Source organism: Streptomyces sp. NPDC048590 (assembly GCF_043199535.1).
Lineage (GTDB): Bacteria > Actinomycetota > Actinomycetes > Streptomycetales > Streptomycetaceae > Streptomyces.
The window spans coordinates 135579-154947 of the sequence record NZ_JBICWC010000011.1; the positions used below are offsets into that span (position 1 = coordinate 135579).

The following is a 19369-nucleotide window of genomic DNA, read 5'->3' on the forward strand; positions in this document are numbered from 1 at the left end:
TTTCACTCAGTTGATGGAAGCAGGCACCGGGATCCCCTGCCCTCGCTGCCTGGCGGGCTGCCACGAAGGCGGCCGCCGGTGCCGAGTGACGCGTGCCACACTTCCGTCATGGAGAACCGTGAACCGCTGAAACCCTTCCTCCTGGCCTTCCCGGGGCCGCTGCGCGACCGGCTGGTGGCGGCGGTGCTGTCGGGCGAGAAGGTCTCCACCTCGGGGCTGCTCGCCGAGTACGAGGCGGAGCGCGAGGAACTCCCGCCGGTGGGCGAGCGGTCCGCGCTGATCGACAGCGACGGGCGGGAGGTGGCCGTGGTCGAACTCACCGAAGTCCGTGTGCTGCCGCTGGGCGCGGTGGACCTGGCCCATGTGCGCGACGAGGGCGAGGGCCACGGCTCGGTGGCCGAATGGCGCGCGGGCCAGGAGCCGTTCTGGCACGGCGAGGAGATGCGCGAGGCGCTCGGGGACCCTCACTTCACCGTGGACGAGGAGACCATGATCGTGGCCGAGCGCTTCCGGGTGGTGGAGCGTCTGCTCTGACGCTCCACCACCCGTTCGGCGCTCCACCCCCCGTTCGACGCTCCGCCGGCCGCTTGACGCCCTGCCAGCCGCTCGGCGCTCCGCCATCAGGTCGGGGATCAGCCGGTGGCCTCGGCGGCCGCACGGCCGGCCACCCGGCCCGAGAAGATGCAGCCGCCGAGGAAGGTCCCCTCCAGCGACCGGTAGCCGTGGACCCCGCCGCCACCGAAGCCCGCCGCCTCCCCCGCCGCGTACACCCCGGGCAGCGGGGTGCCGTCCTCGGTCAGGACGCGGGAGGACAGGTCGGTCTCCAGACCTCCGAGGGACTTGCGGGTCAGGATGTTGAGCCGTACGGCGATGAGCGGCCCGGCGGCCGGGTCGAGGATCCGGTGGGGCTTCGCGGTGCGGATCAGCTTGTCACCCAGGTAGGAGCGGGCCCCGTTGATCGCGGTGATCTGGAGGTCCTTGGTGAAGGGGTTGTCGATCTCGCGGTCGCGGGCGGTGATCTCCCGGCGCAGCTCGTCCTCGTCGATCAGGGGTTCGTCCGTCAGCGCGTTCATGCCCCGCACCAGTGCGCCGAGGTCCTTCTCGACGACGAAGTCCGCGCCCTTGTCCATGAACGCCCGGACCGGCCCGGGGACGTCCGCGCGCGCCCTGCCGATCACGTCCCGCACCGACTTGCCGGTCAGGTCCGGGTTCTGCTCGGAGCCGGAGAGCGCGAACTCCTTCCCGATGATCTTCTGGTCGAGGACGAACCACGTGTAGCCGTACCCGGACCTCATGATGTGTTCGAGGGTCCCCAGGGTGTCGAAGCCCGGGAAGAGCGGCACCGGCAGACGCTTGCCACGTGCGTCGAGCCAGAGTGACGACGGGCCGGGCAGGATCCGGATGCCGTGCTTGTCCCAGATCGGGTTCCAGTTCTCGATGCCCTCGGTGTAGTGCCACATCCGGTCCCGGTTGATGTGGTGGGCACCCGCCTTCTCGGCGATGCCGAGCATCAGTCCGTCGACATGGGCGGGGACCCCGGACAGGAGCTTCTCGGGCGGTGTGCCCAGCCGCTCGGGCCACTGGGCGCGCACGAGGTCGTGGTTGCCTCCGATGCCCCCGGAGGTGACGATCACGGCCTGCGCCCTGAGTTCGAAGGAGCCGGTGACCTCGCGGCTGCTCGCGGTCCCCCGCTCGGCGCCGCTCTCCGCGAGGATCTCGCCGGTGACCGTGTCGACCGCGCCCGCCGAACGGCCGAGGCCGGTCACCCGGTGCCGGAAGCGGGTGCGGACGAGGCCCTTCGCCATGCCCGCGCGCACCCGGCGCTCGAAGGGCGCGACGACGCCCGGTCCGGTGCCCCAGGTGATGTGGAAGCGGGGGACGGAGTTGCCGTGCCCCCTCGCGTCGTAGCCGCCCCGTTCGGCCCAGCCGACGACCGGGAAGAACCGCAGCCCCTGGGCGTGGAGCCAGGACCGCTTCTCGCCCGCCGCGAAGTCGACGTACGCCTCGGCCCAGCGGCGCGGCCAGAGGTCCTCGTCGCGGTCGAAGCCTGCCGTGCCGTACCAGTCCTCGAGAGCCAGTTCGTGGCTGTCCTTGATCCGCATCCGGCGCTGCTCCGGCGAGTCGACGAGGAAGAGCCCGCCGAAGGACCAGTGCGCCTGGCCTCCGATCGACTGCTCGGGTTCCTGGTCGAGGAGGATCACCGTGCGCCCCGCGTCGACGAGCTCCGCGGTGGCCACCAGCCCCGCGAGTCCTGCCCCGATCACGATCACGTCAGCGTCGTACGCCATGGGTTCCGTCCTTCGGGGCGTTTCGGTGCGACGCGGCGCGGATCCCGGGCCGGCGCGAAGTTACTTGTGCGTCAGATCTTGGGGAAGGGTCGCGCCGACGTCAACCGTCCGGGCGACGGGCGCCTCACGTCTTCGGTGCGGATGCCGGGCTATCGTCGGACCGTGTCCCTGCCGGTACTCCTGCTCTCCCTGGGCGCCGCCTGCTGTACGGGCTTCGGTTTCGTCCTGCAGCAGGACGCGGCCCGGCGCGCCCCGCCCAGCGACTTCCTGTCACCGCGGCTCCTGCTGGACCTGATGAGGGTGCCGAGCTGGCTCGCCGGCATCGCCCTGATGATCTGCGGCATGGTCCTCGGCGCGCTGGCGCTCGGACAGGGCGAGGTCTCGGTCGTCGAACCGCTGCTCGCCACCAACCTCCTCTTCGCGCTGGGTCTGTCCCGGTACTTCACCGGGCAGCGTCTCGGCCGTCAGGGCTGGAGCGGTCTCGTGCTGCTGGCCGGCGGTGTCACCGCCTTCCTGCTGGCCGGCCGGCCACGGGGTGGTGAGGCGGTGACGGAGCCTCTGCGGCACTGGCTGGTGATCGGCGCGGTGGTGGCGCTCGCGCTCGGCCTGACCGCCTTCGCCCGGCACCCGCGCACGCCCTGGGCACCCACGCTGCTGGGGCTGGCCGGCGGGCTGCTGTACGGGCTCCAGGACGCGCTGACCCGGGTCTGCGGGCTGCGGCTCTCGGAGGGCGGCTGGGTGGCGCTGTTCACCGGCTGGCAGCCCTACGCGCTGGTCGTCATGGGCGTGACCAGCCTGATCCTCGTGCAGAGCGCCTTCGAGGCGGGTCCGCTGCGGGAGTCGCTGCCCGCGCTGACCGCGGCCCAGCCGCTCGCCGGGATCGTCTGCGGGATCGGGTTCCTCGGAGACCAGGTGCACACGGACACCGCGGCCCTCGCCGGGCTCGCGGCCGGCCTCGCGGCGATCGTCGTGGGGATCGTGCTGCTGGGGCTGCATCCGGCGATGCCGGAGGGCAAGGAGAGGCACGGTGCCACGCCCGCCGACCGGTTGATGTTGGATGGACGCCATGATGGACCCCATGACTCCGGCTGACGAGATCCTCGACATCGTCGACGAGAACGACGAGGTCGTGGGGCAGGCGCCCCGCGGTGAGGCGACGGAGCGGGGCCTGCGCCACCGCTGCGTCTTCATCGAGGCCAGGGACGCGCGGGGCCGGCTCTTCGTGCACCGCAGGACGGCCACCAAGCTCGTCTTCCCCTCGCACCACGACATGTTCGTCGGCGGCGTCGTGGGCGCCGGCGAGTCCTACGACGAGGCGGCTCTCAGGGAGGCCGAGGAGGAGCTGGGCGTCTCGGGCCTCCCCCGCCCCGTCCCGCTCTTCAAGTACCTCTTCGAGAGCGGTCGGCACACCTGGTGGAGCAAGGTGTACGAGGTGCGCTGCGAGCTGCCCGTACGTCCGCAGCCGGAGGAGGTCGCCTGGCACACCTTCCTGACGGACGCCGAGCTCGAAGAGCACCTCGGCCGGTGGACCTGGGTGCCGGACGGGCTGGAGACCTACCACCGGCTCCGGGAGTTCCGGGCCGCGCGGGCGGAGGCGGGCGCATGAGCGACTTCGTAAGGGGCCTGCGGCTGTGGTTCGCGCCCGAGCGGATACGCGAGGAGGGCGACACCCCGGACTACCGCTTCTCCCTCGCGAACGAGCGCACCTTCCTCGCCTGGATCCGCACGGCGCTGGCGCTCATCGGCGGGGGTTTCGCCGTCGACCAGTTCCTGCCCGGCCTGGTGTGGGGCGTCCGCGTCGGCCTGGCGCTCGGGCTGATCGCGGCCGGGGTGCTCTGCTCGCTGCGCGCCGTCAACCACTGGGTCCGGTGCGAGCAGGCCATGCGGCGCGGTGAGGATCTCCCCACCTCACGGTTCCCCGCCCTGCTGAGCCTGGTCGTCGCCGTGGTGGCGGTGGCCATGGTGGTGGTGGTCCTCTTCGGCTGGGAGGGCCGATGACCACGCGGGACCCCGGACTGCAGCCGGAGCGGACCCGGCTGGCCTGGCGGCGCACCACCCTGTCCTGGACGGTGGTGGCCCTGCTCGCGGGGCGTCAGGCGCTCCACGGGGGGCCGACGGCCGGCGGGGTGCTGGCCGTGGCCATGAGCCTGCTGGCCTGGCTCGGGTTCCTCACGGTGGCGCACCGTCGGGTGACCGGCATGGGGACGGTCGATCCCGCCCGGCTGTCGCCCCGCCATGCCCTGACGGCCGCCGCGTGCACGGTGGCGCTCGCGGTGTTCGCCGCCACGATGCTGTTCTGACGCCCCGCCGGCCGGGGATCAGTCGTCCCACTCCACGGTGACGACGATCTTGCCGCGGGTGCGGCCCTCCTGGTTGAGCCGGTAGGCCTCCGCGGCCTGCTCCAGCGGGAAGACCCGGTCCACATGGACGGTGACGATGCCCTGCTCGGCCAGACCGGCGAGATGGGTGAGGTCCGTCGCGTCGGGCCGTACGAAGGCGTAGCGCCCGCCGTAGGAGAAGACCTCGGCGTCGGCGATGGAGGCGAGGCGGCCTCCGGTCGCCAGGGTGTCGGCGGAGACCCTGAGCGCCTCCCCGCCGACGGTGTCGAAGGCCGCGTCGAAACCGTCGGGGACGAGGCCGCGGAGGCGGGCGGCCAGACCCTCGCCGTACTCGACCGGTTCGCCGCCGATCCGGCTCACGTAGTCGTGGTTGTGGGGTCCGGCGGTGCCGACGACCCGGCAGCCGGCGTGCCGGGCGAGCTGCACCGCGAGCGAACCGACCCCGCCCGCGGCCGCGTGGACGAGGACCGTCTCGCCCTCGCGCACCCTGAGGACCCGGTGCAGGACCTGGTAGGCGGTGAGACCGCACAGCGGGAGTCCCGCCGCCTCCTCGAAACTGAGGCTCAGGGGCTTGCGGGCGAGGGTGCGCACGGGAGCCGCCACGTACTCGGCGAACGTACCGCGTGAGAGGAAGTCCTCGCGGACGTAGCCGATGACCTCGTCCCCCACCGCGAACTCATCGACGGCCGCGCCGGGCTGCACCACGACGCCGGAGACGTCCCAGCCCGGGATGACGGGGAAGACGGCCTCCAGTCCCGCCTGGAGGTAGCCTTCGCGGGCCTTCCAGTCGACGGGGTTCACGGCGGCGGCCCTGACCTTCACCAGGACGGAGTCCGGGCCGACCTTGGGGTCGGGCCGTTCGCCGTACTCGAGGACGTCCACGGAACCGTACCCGCCGTAGCTGATCGCCTTCATCCTCCGACGATCGGCGGGGCCCGGGCTCCCCGCAACTCAGGACCTCCGGCCGCCCGCGGGCACCGGCGCCGGAGGCCGTCGGTGCGCGGTGGAGCCGGAGATCACTTCTCGGATTACGGGAGGACACTGGACGACATACCGACTGGTCGGCATCATGGTCCCGTCCGTTCAACCGCCCCGGAGGTGCGCACCATGAGCCCAGTCCACCCGCCAGGTCTCGATCTCGATCTGCTGCGCGGCCATCTCGACCGCGAGCGGCCGGGGCTGGTGAACGGGCCGCTGGAGGCCGAGGTGGTCCAGGGCGGGCGCTCCAACCTCACCTACATCGTCTCCGACGGCACCGCCCGGTGGGTCGTACGCCGGCCTCCGCTGGGCCATGTGCTGGCCACCGCGCACGACATGACGCGGGAGCACCGGGTGATCAGCGCGCTGCACCCCACCGCGGTCCCGGTGCCGGAGACGCTCCTGCTCTGCGAGGACGACTCGGTCATCGGTTCGCCGTTCTACGTGATGGAGCACGTCGAGGGCACCCCGTACCGCACCGCCGAGCAGCTCGCCCCGCTCGGCGCCGAGCGCACCCGGGCGGTGGTGCTGGAACTCGTCGACACCCTGGTCGATCTGCACGCCGTGGATCCGGCGGCGGTCGGTCTCGGCGACTTCGGCCGCCCCGAGGGGTTCCTGGACCGCCAGCTGCGGCGCTGGGGCAAGCAGCTCGACGCCTCCCGCAACCGCGAACTCGCCGGGATCGACGAGCTGCACGCGGCGCTCGGCAGGGACCTGCCCTCCTCCCCGGCGCCCACCGTCGTCCACGGCGACTACCGTCTGGACAACGTGCTGGTCGGCCGGGACGACCACATCAAGGCGGTGCTGGACTGGGAGATGTCCACGCTCGGCGACCCGCTGACCGACCTCGGTCTGCTCGTGATGTACAGCTCCGACCTGGGCCTGCCCGAGTCGCCCGTCTCCACCACCAGCGGCGCCCCGGGCCACCCGAGCCCCGCCGAACTGATCGAGCGCTACGCCGCCCGCTCCGGCCGCGACACCTCCGCCATCTCCTGGTACACGGCTTTCGCGTGGTTCAAGCTCGCCGTGATCCTGGAGGGCATCCACTACCGCTACACCCTGGGCCAGACCGTCGGCGCCGGCTTCGACCGCATCGGCGACCTGGTCCCGGTCTTCATCGCGCACGGCCTCACCACCCTCCAGGAAGGCTGATCCCCCCGTGGACTTCGCATTCGACGCCCGCACCGAAGAGCTGCGCACCAGGCTGCTCACGTTCATGGACGAGCACGTGTATCCGGCCGAGGAGGTCGCCGAGGAGCAGCGCGCGGCGCTGGCCTCCCCGTGGGACACCCCGCAGATCGTGGAGGACCTCAAGGCCGAGGCGCGCAAGCAGGGCCTGTGGAACGTCTTCCTCCCCGACGCGGAGTACGGCGCCGGGCTGACCAACCTCCAGTACGCCCCGCTGGCCGAGATCACCGGCCGCAGCCCGCATCTGGCGCCGACCGCGCTGAACTGCGCGGCGCCGGACACCGGGAACATGGAGGTCCTCTTCCAGTTCGGTTCCGAGGCGCAGAAGAAGCAGTGGCTGGAGCCGCTGCTCGCCGGCGAGATCCGCTCGGCGTTCGCGATGACCGAGCCCGAGGTGGCCTCGTCGGACGCGACGAACATCGAGACCCGGATCACGCGGGACGGTGACGACTACGTCATCAACGGCCGCAAGTGGTACATCTCCGGGGCGATGAACCCGGACTGCGCGATCTTCATCGTGATGGGCAAGACGGACCCGGACAACGAGGACATCCGCCGCCAGCAGTCCATGATCCTCGTGCCGCGTGACACCCCCGGCCTGGAGGTGCGCCGGGCGATGCAGGTGTACGGCTACGAGGACCACTCGCACGGCGGCCACGCCGAGGTGGTCTTCACCGACGTACGCGTGCCCGCCGCGAACCTGATCGGCGAGGAGGGCGGCGGCTTCGCGATCGCCCAGGCACGGCTGGGTCCGGGCCGGATCCACCACTGCATGCGGCTGATCGGGATGGCCGAGCGCGCGATCGAGCTGATGTGCCGGCGCGCGGTGGCGCGTACGGCCTTCGGGAAGCCTCTGGCCCAGCAGGGCGTAGTCCAGAACTGGATCGCGGACGCCCGGGTGACGGTGGAGCAGTTGCGGCTGCTGGTGCTGAAGACGGCCTGGCTGATGGACACGGTCGGCAACCGCGGGGCGCACACCGAGATCCAGGCGATCAAGATCGCGACCCCGCGCGCGGTCGTCGGCATCCTCGACCAGGCGGTGCAGCTGCACGGCGCGGGCGGGGTGAGCCAGGACTTCCCGCTGGCCGAACTCTTCGCGTCGGCGCGGACGCTGCGGCTGGCGGACGGTCCGGACGAGGTGCACCAGCGCTCGCTGGCGCGGCGGGAGATCAAGAAGTACCTCTGACCCCTCCGGCAGGGGGAGACGCCGCTCGTGGGGCGCCTCCCCGCCGGGTCAGAAGGTGAGCTGCCAGCTGTTGATGTAGCCGGTGTCCTGGGCGGCGACATCCCTGACCTGGAGCTTCCAGGTGCCGTTGGCGGTCTCGCTCGACGCGTTGACGGTGTACGTCGCGATCACGTTGTCCGCGGAGTCGCTGCTGCTGGAGTTCTTCAGCCGGTACGCGGTGCCGTCGGGGGCCAGCAGGTCCACGACGAGGTCACCGCGGTAGGTGTGCCTGATGTCGACTCCCACCTTGAGGGCCGAGGGGGCGTTGCCCGTACGGCCGGTGACGGAGACGGACGAGGTCACGGCCGCTCCGTTGTCGGGTACGGCGACGTCCGCCGTGTTGCTGAACACCGTGCCGGTGGGCGGGGTCACGGTGCCGGCGGACAGGGTCCAGACGGCGTGGGCCACCGCGTCGCTGTTGCGGTCCAGGGCGGTGTCGTTGATGTTCGACGTGGTGTCGCACGACGAGTGGTAGCAGCGGTCGAAGGCCTGGCCGGCCGTGCCGCCCCACTTCTGGGCCTGGGCGCTGGTCTTCGTGTAGTCGGCGCCCGAGAAGAGACCGCCCACCGGGACGCCGGCGTTCTTGAACGGGGCGTGGTCGGACCGGCCGTCGCCCTCGGTCTCGATCTCGGTCGGTATCGACAGCCCCGCGTAGTAGTCCTTGAAGGTCTGCTCGATGACGGGGTCGTCGTCGTAGACGAAGTACCCGGGGTTGGGCGAGCCGATCATGTCGAAGTTGAGGTAGCCGGCGAGCTTGGCGCGCTCGGCGGAGGCCAGGTTGTTGACGTAGTACTTGGAGCCGACGAGGCCCAGTTCCTCGGCGCCCCACCAGGCGAAGCGCAGGTGCTTGGCGGGCGCGAGCTGCGCCCTGGACACCGCGAGAGCGGTCTCGAGGACGGCGGCGGAGCCGGAGCCGTTGTCGTTGATCCCGGCGCCCGAGGTCACCGAGTCGAGATGGGAGCCGGCCATGAGGACCTGGCCGGGGTCGCCGCCCGGCCAGTCCGCGATCAGGTTGTACCCGGTGGCGCCACCGGAGGTGAACTGCTGGAGCGCCGTGGTGTACCCGGCCGCGTCGAGCTTGGCCTTCACGTAGTCGATCGAGGCCTTGTAACCGGTCCTTCCATGGGCGCGGTTGCCGCCGTTGGCGGTGGCGATCGACTGGAGCTGGGTCAGGTGCGCCTTGACGTTGGCGAGCGGGATGTCGGGGGCGGCGAGGGCTCCCGCAGGCGCTGCCTGGACGGCTGGGGCGGCGGTCGCCAGCAGGGCCGCGACGGCGAGCGCCGCCGCGGCGAGGGATCTGAATCGGGCAGGTCTCATCGAAGGCTCCGGATTCCGTTGGGGACTGACGGAACGTGCGGGGGGTCCCGGGCCGTGCACGGCCGGGGCCTGGAGCTGAGGTGCTTCGGTGCGCCCCCGATGCTCAACGAATGACCGAGTACCGTCAAGGGCGGTTTTCGGACAGTGGTGTCCGTATAACGAACGATCTGGGGACGGGCCACGCCCCGGTTTACGCGGCCCTCAGTACCCGCCGGACGACTGGTGGTCGGCCAGGGCGAGGGCGCGCAGGAACGCCAGGGTGCGGCGGAACGGGCGAACGAGGATGCCACGGAGCTGAGTTGTCATGCCATCAGGTTCGGATGGATCGTCTCGTTCGGTCCAACAGATGGATTCGATGGCAGCCATCGCTATCGTCGATGGCATGGAGATACGCCAGCTGAGGCATTTCATGGCCGTGGTCGCGCACGGCAGCTTCACGGCGGCCGCTCGCGCGGAGCTGATCGTGCAGTCGGCCCTGAGCACGTCCGTGAGGAACCTGGAACGCGAACTGGGCGCCCAGCTGTTCGACCGTACGGGCCGCCGGGTGGTGCCGACCGAGGCCGGCGTGGCACTCGTCCCGGCGGCCCGGGCGGTGCTGGCCGGCACGGAAGCGGCGCGGGACGCGGTGTCCTCCGTCTCCGGGCTGCGCACCGGGCGGGTGCGCGTCGGCACCATCCAGACGCTGACCTGTGTGGACCTCGCCGCCGAACTCGCGGCGTTCCACCGGCTGCGCCCCGGGGTGCAGATCTCGCTGCGGGAGGCGACGACACCCGATCTGATCGAGTCCGTACGCGCCGGCGAGCTGGATCTCGCCTATCTCGCCCCGGACGCGGCGGGGCTCCCCGAGGGCCTCACCGCGTTCGCGACGTGGCACGAGGAACTGGTGCTGATCACCGCTCCGGGCCACCCGCTCGCGGGCGCCGGGCGCACCCTGATCAGAGATCTCGCCGACGAACCGTTCGTGGACTTCCGGGCGGGCACGGGCCTGGAGACCGCGGTCCGCAGGCTGGCCGCCCACTGCGGCCTCGAACGCCGCATCACCTGTGACGTCACACAGATCCGGCTGCTCGTCGATCTCGTCCGGGCCGGCATCGGCGTGGCCATCGTGCCCCGCCGCATCGGCGAGGACGCCGGGCTGCCGTGCGTCGGCATCAGTCAGCCGGAGCCGGGGCGGACCGTGGTCCTGGTGGGCCGCTCCCCCGCGCCGCGCAATCCGGCGGCCGGGGCGCTGCTGGAGATGCTGGCGGGTGACGCGGACACCTCCGGTGAACCGCTCAGGGGCGAAGGGCCCTGAGCAGCAGGTCCGCCAGGTGGTCCGCGACCTCCCGCCGGCTCAGCGAGCCGTCCGGGCTGTACCAGGTGGACAGGTGGTGGATGGAGCCGAAGTGGTAGTCGACGACCAGGTCGGCCGGGGTCGCGGTGGAGAACACCCCGGCCTGCTGGCCTTCCTCGATCAGGGCCCGGAAACGCTCGTGGTAGCGGCGTCTCTCCATCCTGACCTGCTTGTTCTTCTCCGGGCTCAGATGGTGCATCGAGCGGAAGAAGATCGAGGCGTCGTCGAGGTTGTCGATGGTGGTGACGACCACGTCCGCCGCCGCGTCACGCAGCCGCGTCTCGACCGGCGCCCCGGAACCGGCGAAGGCGTCCAGCCGCTCCTGCTGAAGCCGCAGCACCCGGGCGTACACCTCCTGGAGGAGGTCCTCCTTGGAGCCGAAGTAGTGGTACAGCGCACCCTTGGTGACGCCCGCGGCCTCGACGATCTCCTGGACGGAGGTGCGGTCGTAACCGCACTCCGCGAAGAGCCGGGTGGCGGCGGCCAGCAGCCTCTGGGGGACGGGCGCACCGTCCCCGTCCGTCGCCTTGGCCATTGCCGCCACCTGCCCCTTCGTACCGTGCGTCAACTGTTCTAACGGGGGGAACGCAGTTCCCGCCTGAGGATCTTCCCACTCGCCGTCTTCGGGAGTTCGGCCAGGATCTCGACTTCGCGCGGGTACTTGTACGCGGCGAGCCGGTCCTTGCAGTACGCGCCGAGCTCCGCGGCGTCCGCCTCCGCACCGGGCCGCAGACTGACGTAGGCCCGTACGGTCTCGCCGCGGTAGGCGTCGGGAACACCGACGACGGCGGCCTCCCATACGGCCGGGTGGGTGTAGAGGACATCCTCGACCTCCCGGGGCCAGACCTTGAAGCCGGAGGCGTTGATCATGTCCTTCTTCCGGTCCACGACGTAGAGCCAGCCGGCCGTGTCCATGAAGCCGATGTCCCCGGTGCGCAGTTCCCCGTCGGGGAAGCCGGCTTCGGTGGCCTCGGGGAGGTTCCAGTAGCCGGAGACGACCTGGGGTCCGCGTACGGCGATCTCGCCCAGCTCGCCGAAGGGGACCTCGTCGCCCTTCTCGTCGATGATCCGCACGACCGTGTCGGGGCCGGGCACACCGACGGACAGCGTCCCGGAGACGGGGTCGACAGGAGCCTCTCGCTCCGGCGGCACGGAGGCGCAGGGCGCGGTGCACTCGGTGAGTCCGTACCCGTTGCGGATGTACGGGCCGAAGGTCTCGCGGAACTTCTCCACCAGCGCGGGCGGGAGCGGAGCGCCGCCGGAGGAGATCACCTCGAAGGAGGCGAAGTGCTCCCGGGTGGCGGCGGGGTGCGCGGCGAGCGCCATGAAGGCGGTCGAGGGGCCGACCGTGTAGGCCGGGCGGTGCTCGGCGAAGGCCTCCAGGACGACGCTCGCCTCGAATCGGTAGGCGAGGACCAGGGTGCCCGCGTTGGCCAGGCAGGCGGCGAGCTGGCACACCATGCCGGTGATGTGGAAGAGGGGTGCGAGCGCGAAGTAGGCGGAGCCCTCGGCGACGGGGTGACCGGCGCGCTGGCGCTCGGCGTTGACCATGATGTTGCCGTGGGAGTTCATGGCTCCCTTGGGCGTGCCGCTCGTGCCCGAGGTGTAGCTGATCAGGGCCGTGTCCGAGGCGGTGAGTTCGCGGTCCCGCGGGGCGGCGAGCCCTCGGCGGGCCACTTCGACGAGGTCGCGTGCCCGGTCGTCGGCGGCGGGCGCGGGGAGCCGTTCGAAGCCCAGCACCCGGGGGTCGTCGGTGCTCTGGAGGTCGCGTTCGCAGGCGGTGAGGGCGATCCGGACACTCGGGGCGGCCTCCGCGGTGGCCCGCAGGTAGGAGTCCCAGGCCCGGTCGGAGCAGATCAGCGCGGTCACTCCCGCGTCGTTCAGCACGTGTCCCACCTCGCCCGACTTGTACATCGGGTTGAGGGGGACCACGGTCGCGCCGGCCTTCCAGGCGCCGAGCAGGGCCAGCACGAAGTGCGGGGTGTTCTGGAGCATGATCGCGACACGGTCGCCGCGCTCCAGCCCTTCGGCCGCGAGGTGCCCCGCGACGGAGTCGGACAGTTCGTCGGTCTCCCGGTAGCCGAGGCGTCCGTCGAAGTAGGCGAGCGCGGTGTGTTCCGGGGCCCTGTCGACGGCCGCGCGGAAGGCGTGCACCACGGTCTCGGCGGGGTGGACGGGGGCGAGCTGGGCCTCGCTGAGCAGGGCGGTCCAGGGCTTCGCCGCGTAGATCGAGTCGGTCATGCCCGGGCTCCCTCCCACTTCTGCTGCAGCCGGTTCATGTTGCCGATCCACTGGTCGGGGTCGCTCGCGCGGTGGCGGTAGTAGCCGGCGACCTCGGGGTGCGGCAGGACCATGAAGCGGTCCTCGGCCATCGCCTCGAACAGCGCGTCGGCGACTGCCTCCGGTTCGATGGCGGTGGGCGCCAGCACCAGGTCACCCGCGGAGCCCGCGTTCGACAGCATGTCCGTGCGCACCCCCTGGGGGCAGATGGAGTGGACCTGGACGCCCCGGTGGCGGTAGGTCAGCGAGAGCCACTCCGCGAAGGCGACGGCGCCGTGTTTGGTGACGCTGTAGGGGGCCGCGCCGATCATGGTCAGCAGTCCGGCCGCGGAGGCGGTGGAGACGAAACGGCCGCTGCCGCGCTCCAGCCACTCGGGCAGCAGGGCCTTGGCCGCGCGGACGTGCGCCATCACGTTGACGTCCCAGGCCCTGGCCCAGACATCCTCCTCGGCGAAGGCGTCGCCACCCGAGGCGAGGCCGGCGTTGGCGCAGAACACGTCGATCCTGCCGCCGAGCGCCTCGCGCGCGGCGTCGACGACGACGGAGGCGTCGCCCGCGACGACGGTGCCGCCGATCTCCTCGGCGAGCGCCCGGACACGGCCGCCGTCGAGGTCGTTGACGACCACGCGCGCGCCCTCCGCGGCGAATCTGCGGGCGATCGCGGCTCCGATGCCGCCTCCCGCTCCGGTCACCACTACGCCAGCGCCCTGCACCGTGCTCATCGGTTCCGCCTCTCTCAAGCCGTCCTCCGGGCAGACTAACCAGTCGGTATGTGATCGGGGAAGGGGTCTGTGGCAGGTCTGGGAATCTGCCCAGTCATGGCCGTTCCGTGTAGGCGACAGCCGCGCTAGCGTGCGTGACCATGACCATCGACGTGATCATGGAGGTAGCACGATGACCCTGTCCAGGCGTGGTTTGCTGGCTGTCGGCGGCGCGGTGGGCGCCCTCGCGACGACCGCTTCGGTCACCGGTACGGCGGTGGCGGGCGGGCACGGCGGAGGGCGGCCCGGGGTCCGTACCGGCTTCGACCGGCTCGCCGCCGACGGGTACCGGCTGCTCTCCGGCGAGAAGGTCGGCGTCGTCACCAACCCGACCGGGATCACCTCCGACGTACGCCACATCGTCGACGTGATGCACCCGGACGACCGGGTGAACCTCACCGCCGTCTTCGGTCCCGAGCACGGCTTCCGGGGCACCGCGCAGGCGGGCGGTTCGGAGGGGCGCTACGACGACCCGGCGACCGGGCTCCCGGTCTACGACACCTATCTGAAGAACGGTCAGCCGCTGGCCGACATCTTCACCGCCTCGGGCGTCGACACCGTCGTCTTCGACATCCAGGACGTGGGTGCCCGGTTCTACACGTACATCTGGACGCTGTACGACTGCATGGAGGCCGCGGCCCTCGCCGGCAAGCGCTTCGTCGTCCTGGACCGGCCGAACCCGATGACCGGCCGGGCGGCACTGGGCCCGGTGCTGGATCCGGCCTTCGCGTCCTTCGTGGGGCGCCGCGAGATCTCGCAGGCGCACGGGATGACGGTGGCGGAGCTGGCGCTCCTCTTCAACGCGGAGTTCCTGGCGGAGCGGCCGGTGGAGCTGGAGATCGTGAAGATGTCCGGGTGGCGCCGTGAGGACTTCTTCGACGCGTCCGGCCTGCCGTGGGTGCCGCCAAGCCCCAACATGCCGACGCCGGAGACCGCGGTGGTCTACTCGGGCACCTGCCTCTTCGAGGGCACGCTGCTCTCCGAGGGGCGGGGGACGACGCGGCCGTTCGAGCTGCTCGGCGCCGAGGGGATCGACCACCGCTGGGCGGACGCGGCGAACGCGCTGGAACTGCCCGGAGTGGCCTTCCGTGAGGCCTACTTCGCGCCGACCTTCTCCAAGTTCGCCGGGAAGACGGTGGGCGGGGTCCAGGTGCACGTCCAGGACCGGGTGGCCTTCGACCCCGTCCGCACGGGAATCGGCCTGCTGGTGACGGCCAAGAAGACCTGGAGCGACTTCGGCTGGCGGCCGGACAACGCGATCGACCGGCTCTCGGGCAGCACCAGGGTCCGCACGATGATCGACGCCGGGGCGGACACGGACGAGGTCGTGGGCGCCTGGTCCGGGGAGCTGGCCGCCTTCCGGGCCAAGCGCAGGCGGTACCTGCAGTACCGCTGACCGTCCGGGGACACGGCACGGCCGCCGGACGGGCTCGCAGGGGCCCGTCCGGCGGCCGTGTGTGCGGAGGTCAGCGGTGCGAGGGGAACTCCACGACCTGCTGGTAGGTGGGCCGGTTCTGCCAGTGGATCGACTTCTGCGAGATCCCGCCCAGCGGACGGTGGATGATCGCGTCGGTGCACCACTGCTCACCTGCACCGCAGCTGTCGTCGCCGGGATACACCTCGTCCGCGGGCTCGGCCGCCGCCGACTTCAGGGTGCTCAGCAGCGACGCGCGGCAGGTGCTCAGGTCACCGTTGCCGCAGTAGGTCTTCGCCAGCGGGCCCTTGACGGGCTGTCCGAGGACCTGCCGCAGGTCCTTGTCGGCGAAGCCCCACCATCCGTACTGGAAGGCCGAGCCGCTGTGCGCACCGCTCGGCCCGTGGCTCGCGGCGGGCGACTCGTCGGTGGCGAGGCTCGCCGTCAGCGCGTCGTAGAGACCGTCGCCGAGGCCGGGGCGGAACTCCGCCTCTATCAGCTTCGGCCACCACGCGTCCATGATCCGGACCGCGTCGGCGTGGGTGTAGGTGCGGGATCCCGGGGCCGTCTCCTTGCGCTGCGCCCCGGCGGACCGCCAGGCGTCCAGCTGCTGCACCACCGCGTTCAGCTCCGGGTCGGTGACCGGCTGGGAGCGGATCACCTTCAGGAGCTCGGGCAGCAGCTGCTCCCCCCGCAGGTCGGTGAGTGCCGCCTCCTCCATGGCGCGGGTGAGGGAGGCCCTGGTCACCCCGCCCTCCGCGACGAGTTCGGACACCCGGTCGTCGAGCAGGTCGCCCCGGTGCACGGAGCCGAAGCCGAACCCCGCCGTGGAGTAGTCCCGCGCCTGACGGTTGTTCCAGGAGATGTAGTAGTCCTGGCCGCTGGAGTGCGGGTGTTCGGCGAACGGCGTGTAGTCGGTGGTGTTGGCCGCGGGGTCGTAGCCCCGCCACTCGTACGCCTTCTCCGCCTTGACGGGCAGGGCGGCGTCCACGCCCTCGGCGCGGACCGGGTTCATGCCGCTGTTGTAGTAGGCGGTGGTGCGGGAGTCGGCGTAGAACCAGTTGAAGGCGTAGTCGATGTGACCGGCCGCCTGCTGGAAGGAGGCCGCGTCCGTCACGTACGCCGGGTCGTTGAGCAGCTGGAAGCCGATGATGGAGTCGGCCTCGTGCCGGTAGGTGGTGCGGAGCGAGGTGTACGCGACGGGCTTCGACCCGACGGTGGCGCGGTGGGTGACGATCCCGTAGTCGGTGCGCCACACCTGCATCCGGTAGGAGCCCTTGGCGGTGGAGTCGGCGACGGTGGGCTTCCAGGAGTTGACCCGTTCCAGCTTCTCCATGGCGGTGCACGAACCGTCGCGGCGGTAGTGCGTCGAGTCCTTGGTGGGCGCGGAGCCGTCGGGCTCGCACAGCTCGACGGCGTAGGTGTCGGTGATGTCCTGGGCGGCGGAGGTCGCGCTCCACGCGTAGTCCTGACCCCGGCCCATCTGGATGTACATGCCGACCCCGGCGAAGGACACCCCGCGGGCGCTGATCCCCGGGCCCTGCAGCTCCTGGAGCATCATCAGCTGGGGTGCGAAGTAGCCGGTCTGCGGGCCCATGACGGCGACCGGGTTCCCGCTCGCGGTGTGCTTGCCGGACACCAGCAGGGCGTTGGACATCCCGCGCCGCTGTGCGCCTTCCCCGGAGCCGGGCAGCGAGCCCTCCGGGATCACCCCGTCGTCGTACATGCCCTGGAGCGGCTTCAGGGCGGCCGGCGCCTTGACCGGCGCCTTCCGGTCCGTGCCCGCCGAACCGGTGCGGTCGAAGATCAGGGGCTCGGGCGTGACGGAGCCCGGGTCGGGAAGGGCTGTCCCGCGCGCCTTCCCGGGCTTGCCCGCGTAGGGGAAGGAGGTGCCGTCGTGCACGGTGAGGACGGCCTCGGGGTCGTTGCGCTGCCGGAAGGACTCCCAGACCCGGGTGCCCTCCTCGACCCCGTACTTCTGCTGGGCCGCGAGGAGCGACAGTGCCGCCTCGACCTCGCCGCCCCCTCCGCCGCCGAACTGCCCGCCCACGACCGAGGCGATCGAGATCAGGTCCGTGAGCCGGAACGGCTGGATGTCGCCGATGTTGGTGATCGCGTCGATCTTCCCGGTGAGGACGTACTCACCCGGGAAGTAGCGGCCCTTCTTCGACTTCACCCGGTAGGCGTTGATCCCGTCGACGTAGGCCTGCGCGTCTGCCATGGCCTGCTCGCCGTGGGCGCCCTCGGTGGTCCTGATCCGTTCGATCTGGGCCTCCAGGTCCGCCTCGGTGTACGGGGCCTGCGGCCAGAACTGCTGCTCGAGGCCCTGGTTGGCCAGTGCTCCCCCGGCGAAGGAGGTCAGTTCGCCCCGTCCGATGTGCCGGAAGAGGTCCATCAGCCAGAGCCGGTCCTGTCCGGCGGCGAAGCCGGCTCCGAACTCGGTGCCGTAGCGGGTGGTGCCCTTGATGTGGGGGACGCCGGTCTTCTTGTCCCGGGTGATCGTGACGTCCTCGCGGGGCTTCGTGACGGACTCCACCTGGTCGGCGGCGACCCCGAAGGAGGCGTCGTTGAAGAAGTCCGTCAGTTTGCCGTCGGTGAGGCCTGCGTGCCCGGCCACCAGGGCGCTGTAGCGGTCGAGCTGGTCGTCGCTGTGCGCGGGGTGCGTGCCCAGCGTCTTGTTCCCGAGGATCTCGACGAGCGTGGCGTTGCCGTTCTCACCGGGCGGCAGGATGTCCGCGCACTGGCTGCCGCAGTGATCGGTGACGGCGAGGGGTGCCGGCTGCGCCGCTCCCGCCGGAGGTGCCGAGGCGAGGAGGGAGGTACCGAGGGCGAGGACGGCCGCGGCTGCGGCGGTTCTGAGGGTGCGGGTGCGTGGGGGCATGCGTGCTCCTCCGGGTGGCCGATTGCGCCGGAGGTTACTGGCGGTACGGCCCGCCGGTAAGATGAACATCAGTCACTTTTTCCGAATCGTCACACGGTCCCGCACGGGCCGTCTCGATCCGTGGACGCTTTTCACCTTTCGATGGAGCCGAAACGGGCAGTCGTACGTCCATCCCTTGACGCGATGAACGAGCGACGGAGGTGGCGGCCATGGCCGGTTTCCGGAGTCTTGCGAGACAGGTCCGCGATCCACGGGGCGATCTGCCCCTGCGGCGGTACTCGCTGCGCAAATGCCTGGAACGGTTCGCCCCGTACGGTCACCGGGCGACCTGGGACCATCTGTGCGTCCGGCACGGGATCGAGCCCGAGGACCGGACGCCCGACCCGGTGCGGCTGATCGGCGCACTGGACGAACTCGAGGAGGCGCGGGCCGTGTGGCTCGCGTACGAGGCCGGCTTCGCCGAGCGGCGGCGCCGGGAGAAGCACGACGGCCTGCGCCGGCCAGGCTCCTTCGACGACTGGCACCGCAAGACCTGGGGCGGCCATGGGATCGCCCACTGCGAGGACCCGGAGGTCCACCCCGACGCACCCCTCGCGGAGGTCCTGGGCAGGCTGATCACGGCGCTCGGGACCCAGCCCGGCGCCACCTGCCCGGTCTGCTCGGGCGGGGGCATCACCTGGCGCAGCGACCTGGACCACGAGCCGTGGTCGGGGCCCGTCTGCACAGGGTGCGGCATCGCGGTCCCCCGGCCCGTCCTCACGGCCGGCGCCCTGGCGAAGGCGCGCGGGGCACGCTCCGGGAGCCTGGCGTCGGCCGCCTGAAGGCAGGCTACGAGGAGCGGCGCGACGGAGCGGGGACGCACTCGGGAACGGCCTGGTGCGCTCCGCTCAGGCTTCGGGCGCGCTCCGCTCGGGCATCAGACGCGAGCCGGTCAGCCGTTCGCCGAACACGTCGTCCGGGTTGGACAGCACACAGGTCTCCAGCGACAGGCATCCACAGCCGATGCAGTCGGTGAGGTGGTCGCGCAGCCGCGCCAGCTGCTTGATGCGCTCGTCCAGCTCCGAGCGCCACGACCGGGAGAGCCGGGCCCAGTCCTCGCGCGTCGGCGTGCGCTCCTCCGGCAGCTCGGTGAGCGCGTCCCTGATGGTGGCGAGCGGGATGCCCACCCGCTGCGCGGCGCGGACGAACGCCACCCGGCGCAGCGCGTCCCTGGTGTAGCGGCGCTGGTTGCCGCTCGTACGGGTGCTGCTGATCAGGCCCTTGGCCTCGTAGAAGTGCAGCGCGGACACCGCGGCGCCGCTGCGCGCGGAGAGCTGCCCGACGGTGAGCTCGTGGTGGGTCTGCGGGATCTGTGGCACGCCCCGA

The 19369-nt window shown here is 71.5% G+C and carries 18 protein-coding genes; 10 read left to right on the plus strand and 8 right to left on the minus strand.

Features of this window, described 5'->3' with window-relative positions; all coding sequences use genetic code 11:
- Window positions 1-108 precede the first annotated feature (108 nt).
- On the plus strand, window positions 109-534 hold the full coding sequence (locus ACGFNN_RS29145; RefSeq protein WP_393560312.1) for an ASCH domain-containing protein: 426 nt from the start codon (window positions 109-111) through the stop codon (window positions 532-534).
- A 98-nt stretch (window positions 535-632) separates the two neighbouring features.
- Here the strand turns inward: ACGFNN_RS29145 and ACGFNN_RS29150 are convergent, their stop codons facing one another.
- Entirely contained in the window at window positions 633-2288 is a 1656-nt protein-coding gene (locus ACGFNN_RS29150) for an FAD-binding dehydrogenase (RefSeq protein ID WP_393560314.1), read from the minus strand.
- A 162-nt stretch (window positions 2289-2450) separates the two neighbouring features.
- Between ACGFNN_RS29150 and ACGFNN_RS29155 the strand changes: the two genes are divergently transcribed.
- Genes ACGFNN_RS29155 through ACGFNN_RS29170 form a run of 4 tightly spaced genes read left to right on the plus strand, consistent with a single transcriptional unit; the run spans window position 2451 to window position 4588 of the window.
- The gene (locus ACGFNN_RS29155) at window positions 2451-3380 is read left to right on the plus strand and encodes a DMT family transporter (RefSeq protein WP_393560316.1); all 930 of its coding nucleotides are present in this window, start codon (window positions 2451-2453) and stop codon (window positions 3378-3380) included.
- A complete protein-coding gene (locus ACGFNN_RS29160; protein ID WP_393560318.1) occupies window positions 3367-3894 on the plus strand; it encodes an NUDIX hydrolase in 528 nt (175 codons plus the stop codon). The genes ACGFNN_RS29155 and ACGFNN_RS29160 overlap by 14 nt, the downstream gene beginning before the upstream one ends.
- Window positions 3891-4286, plus strand: coding sequence for a DUF202 domain-containing protein (locus tag ACGFNN_RS29165; RefSeq protein ID WP_365522930.1), 396 nt, complete (start codon window positions 3891-3893; stop codon window positions 4284-4286). The genes ACGFNN_RS29160 and ACGFNN_RS29165 overlap by 4 nt, the downstream gene beginning before the upstream one ends.
- Window positions 4283-4588: a DUF202 domain-containing protein gene (locus ACGFNN_RS29170; RefSeq protein ID WP_362674810.1), complete on the plus strand. Its 306-nt coding sequence runs from the start codon at window positions 4283-4285 to the stop codon at window positions 4586-4588. The genes ACGFNN_RS29165 and ACGFNN_RS29170 overlap by 4 nt, the downstream gene beginning before the upstream one ends.
- 18 nt (window positions 4589-4606) lie before the next feature.
- Here the strand turns inward: ACGFNN_RS29170 and ACGFNN_RS29175 are convergent, their stop codons facing one another.
- Window positions 4607-5542, minus strand: a complete 936-nt coding sequence (locus tag ACGFNN_RS29175) for an NADP-dependent oxidoreductase (protein ID WP_393560320.1) — start codon at window positions 5540-5542, stop codon at window positions 4607-4609.
- A 192-nt stretch (window positions 5543-5734) separates the two neighbouring features.
- On the opposite strand from ACGFNN_RS29175, the gene ACGFNN_RS29180 reads away from it, so the two are divergent.
- Together ACGFNN_RS29180 and ACGFNN_RS29185 are read left to right on the plus strand one after the other, a co-directional pair.
- Complete coding sequence (locus ACGFNN_RS29180; RefSeq protein ID WP_393560322.1) at window positions 5735-6757, plus strand: phosphotransferase family protein; 1023 nt, start codon at window positions 5735-5737, stop codon at window positions 6755-6757.
- A 7-nt stretch (window positions 6758-6764) separates the two neighbouring features.
- A complete protein-coding gene (locus tag ACGFNN_RS29185) occupies window positions 6765-7979 on the plus strand; it encodes an acyl-CoA dehydrogenase family protein (protein ID WP_393560324.1) in 1215 nt (404 codons plus the stop codon).
- A gap of 48 nt (window positions 7980-8027) precedes the next feature.
- On the opposite strand, the gene ACGFNN_RS29190 is transcribed toward ACGFNN_RS29185, so the two are convergent.
- Window positions 8028-9335, minus strand: a complete 1308-nt coding sequence (locus ACGFNN_RS29190; RefSeq protein ID WP_393560326.1) for a M28 family metallopeptidase — start codon at window positions 9333-9335, stop codon at window positions 8028-8030.
- A 382-nt stretch (window positions 9336-9717) separates the two neighbouring features.
- On the opposite strand from ACGFNN_RS29190, the gene ACGFNN_RS29195 reads away from it, so the two are divergent.
- Window positions 9718-10629, plus strand: coding sequence for a LysR family transcriptional regulator (locus ACGFNN_RS29195; RefSeq protein ID WP_393560514.1), 912 nt, complete (start codon window positions 9718-9720; stop codon window positions 10627-10629).
- Here the strand turns inward: ACGFNN_RS29195 and ACGFNN_RS29200 are convergent.
- From ACGFNN_RS29200 to ACGFNN_RS29210, 3 genes are read right to left on the minus strand one after another with little or no spacing between them, the layout of a single operon-like run.
- Window positions 10610-11203 carry a TetR/AcrR family transcriptional regulator gene (locus ACGFNN_RS29200; RefSeq protein ID WP_393560328.1) on the minus strand — a complete coding sequence of 198 codons (594 nt, stop codon included), beginning with the start codon at window positions 11201-11203 and terminating at the stop codon, window positions 10610-10612. The genes ACGFNN_RS29195 and ACGFNN_RS29200 overlap by 20 nt on opposite strands.
- Window positions 11204-11241: 38 nt before the next feature.
- Window positions 11242-12909, minus strand: a complete 1668-nt coding sequence (locus ACGFNN_RS29205; RefSeq protein WP_393560329.1) for an AMP-binding protein — start codon at window positions 12907-12909, stop codon at window positions 11242-11244.
- Entirely contained in the window at window positions 12906-13670 is a 765-nt protein-coding gene (locus ACGFNN_RS29210) for an SDR family oxidoreductase (RefSeq protein WP_393560331.1), read from the minus strand. The genes ACGFNN_RS29205 and ACGFNN_RS29210 overlap by 4 nt, the downstream gene beginning before the upstream one ends.
- A 172-nt stretch (window positions 13671-13842) precedes the next feature.
- Between ACGFNN_RS29210 and ACGFNN_RS29215 the strand changes: the two genes are divergently transcribed.
- Entirely contained in the window at window positions 13843-15105 is a 1263-nt protein-coding gene (locus ACGFNN_RS29215) for an exo-beta-N-acetylmuramidase NamZ domain-containing protein (RefSeq protein ID WP_393560333.1), read from the plus strand.
- 70 nt (window positions 15106-15175) lie between these two features.
- Here the strand turns inward: ACGFNN_RS29215 and ACGFNN_RS29220 are convergent, their stop codons facing one another.
- Window positions 15176-18004 carry a penicillin acylase family protein gene (locus tag ACGFNN_RS29220; protein ID WP_393560335.1) on the minus strand — a complete coding sequence of 943 codons (2829 nt, stop codon included), beginning with the start codon at window positions 18002-18004 and terminating at the stop codon, window positions 15176-15178.
- Between the two features lie 209 nt (window positions 18005-18213).
- On the opposite strand from ACGFNN_RS29220, the gene ACGFNN_RS29225 reads away from it, so the two are divergent.
- Window positions 18214-18825: a hypothetical protein gene (locus ACGFNN_RS29225; RefSeq protein WP_393560337.1), complete on the plus strand. Its 612-nt coding sequence runs from the start codon at window positions 18214-18216 to the stop codon at window positions 18823-18825.
- 66 nt (window positions 18826-18891) lie between these two features.
- Here the strand turns inward: ACGFNN_RS29225 and soxR are convergent, their stop codons facing one another.
- Window positions 18892-19362, minus strand: a complete 471-nt coding sequence (soxR, locus tag ACGFNN_RS29230; RefSeq protein WP_362548593.1) for a redox-sensitive transcriptional activator SoxR — start codon at window positions 19360-19362, stop codon at window positions 18892-18894.
- Window positions 19363-19369: the final 7 nt, after the last annotated feature.

Bases quoted from the DNA above. Each gene is read 5' to 3' on its own strand.
- ACGFNN_RS29145 (WP_393560312.1), top strand. From the start codon at position 109: ATGGAGAACCGTGAACCGCTGAAACCCTTCCTCCTGGCCTTCCCGGGG.
- ACGFNN_RS29150 (WP_393560314.1), bottom strand. From the start codon at position 2,288: ATGGCGTACGACGCTGACGTGATCGTGATCGGGGCAGGACTCGCGGGG.
- ACGFNN_RS29160 (WP_393560318.1), top strand. From the start codon at position 3,367: ATGACTCCGGCTGACGAGATCCTCGACATCGTCGACGAGAACGACGAG.
- ACGFNN_RS29165 (WP_365522930.1), top strand. From the start codon at position 3,891: ATGAGCGACTTCGTAAGGGGCCTGCGGCTGTGGTTCGCGCCCGAGCGG.
- ACGFNN_RS29170 (WP_362674810.1), top strand. From the start codon at position 4,283: ATGACCACGCGGGACCCCGGACTGCAGCCGGAGCGGACCCGGCTGGCC.
- ACGFNN_RS29175 (WP_393560320.1), bottom strand. From the start codon at position 5,542: ATGAAGGCGATCAGCTACGGCGGGTACGGTTCCGTGGACGTCCTCGAG.
- ACGFNN_RS29180 (WP_393560322.1), top strand. From the start codon at position 5,735: ATGAGCCCAGTCCACCCGCCAGGTCTCGATCTCGATCTGCTGCGCGGC.
- ACGFNN_RS29190 (WP_393560326.1), bottom strand. From the start codon at position 9,335: ATGAGACCTGCCCGATTCAGATCCCTCGCCGCGGCGGCGCTCGCCGTC.
- ACGFNN_RS29195 (WP_393560514.1), top strand. From the start codon at position 9,718: ATGGAGATACGCCAGCTGAGGCATTTCATGGCCGTGGTCGCGCACGGC.
- ACGFNN_RS29200 (WP_393560328.1), bottom strand. From the start codon at position 11,203: ATGGCCAAGGCGACGGACGGGGACGGTGCGCCCGTCCCCCAGAGGCTG.
- ACGFNN_RS29205 (WP_393560329.1), bottom strand. From the start codon at position 12,909: ATGACCGACTCGATCTACGCGGCGAAGCCCTGGACCGCCCTGCTCAGC.
- ACGFNN_RS29210 (WP_393560331.1), bottom strand. From the start codon at position 13,670: ATGAGCACGGTGCAGGGCGCTGGCGTAGTGGTGACCGGAGCGGGAGGC.
- ACGFNN_RS29215 (WP_393560333.1), top strand. From the start codon at position 13,843: ATGACCCTGTCCAGGCGTGGTTTGCTGGCTGTCGGCGGCGCGGTGGGC.
- ACGFNN_RS29220 (WP_393560335.1), bottom strand. From the start codon at position 18,004: ATGCCCCCACGCACCCGCACCCTCAGAACCGCCGCAGCCGCGGCCGTC.
- ACGFNN_RS29225 (WP_393560337.1), top strand. From the start codon at position 18,214: ATGGCCGGTTTCCGGAGTCTTGCGAGACAGGTCCGCGATCCACGGGGC.